This is a genomic window from Halomonas sp. McD50-4 (assembly GCF_022348135.1).
Classification (GTDB): Bacteria; Pseudomonadota; Gammaproteobacteria; order Pseudomonadales; family Halomonadaceae; genus Vreelandella; species Vreelandella piezotolerans.
Map to the genome: position 1 here is coordinate 1 of NZ_JAKRFG010000044.1, position 1,096 is coordinate 1,096.

2 protein-coding genes are annotated in these 1,096 nt (G+C 61.6%); both read left to right on the forward strand.

Annotated features, from left to right (window positions below):
- The coding region (locus tag MHM85_RS18310; protein ID WP_275443632.1) for an SRPBCC family protein at positions 1 to 789 on the forward strand (789 nt) is incomplete at its 5' end.
- A 32-nt stretch (positions 790 to 821) separates the two neighbouring features.
- The coding region (locus MHM85_RS18315; RefSeq protein ID WP_239286595.1) for an aromatic-ring-hydroxylating dioxygenase subunit beta at positions 822 to 1,096 on the forward strand (275 nt) is incomplete at its 3' end.

Consider the following 1,096-nt stretch of genomic DNA (forward strand, 5'->3'; position numbering starts at 1 on the left):
CTGGAAGTGCTGCGCGGCACCTCCTCCTACACCTACACCGGCAACTGGAAACTGCAGGCCGAAAACGGCGCCGACGGCTACCACGTCAGCTCCGTACACTGGAACTACGCCTCCACCATGGAGCGCCGCAATTACGACGCCGGTGGCACCAAGGCGGTGGACGCCGACGGCTGGTCGAAGAGTAAAGGCGGCTTCTACTCCTACGAAAACGGCCACATGATGCTCTGGACCCGGCTACTCAACCCCGAGGTGCGCCCGGTCTACCAAGAAAAAGAGTGGATCCAAGAGCAGCTAGGCGAGGCGCGTGCCGACGCCATCGTCAATCAGACGCGCAACCTCTGCCTCTACCCCAACGTCTACCTGATGGACCAGTTCTCCACGCAGATCCGCGTGCTGCGCCCCATCGACGTCAACAGAACCGAAGTTACGATCTACTGCTTCGCCCCCAAAGGCGAGTCGGCCGAAAACCGTCGCGTACGTATCCGCCAATACGAAGACTTCTTCAACGTCTCCGGCATGGGCACGCCGGACGACCTCGAAGAGTTCCGCGCCTGCCAAGAAGGCTACAACGGCGCGTTAGCCGAATGGAACGACCTCTCCCGCGGCGCCCAACAATGGATCGAAGGGGCTGATGAGAACGCCCAGGCCATCGACATGAAACCGCTGCTCAGCGGCGCCTCCCCCGAAGACGAAGGGCTCTACGTGCTGCACCACCAACACTGGGTCAGCGAAATGCTGCGCGCCATCGACAAAGAGCGTCGCCAGTTCATCGCCACGGCGACCGCCTAAACGTCCGATGCCAGAAGAGAGGAGAGAACGCCATGAGCATCAGCTATCACGACATCCAAGCCTTTTTATACCGCGAAGCGCGCCTACTAGATGACCGCGAGTGGGACGAGTGGCTTGCGCTGTATCGTAAGGACGCCGAGTTCTGGATGCCCGCCTGGGACGACGATGATCAGCTCACCCGCGATCCGCACAGCGAGATCTCGTTGATCTACTACCCCAACCGCGAAGGGCTGGAAGATCGGGTCTACCGGATCAAGACCGAGCGCAGCGGGGCGAGCACGCCGGAGCCGCGCACCACGCACCAGGT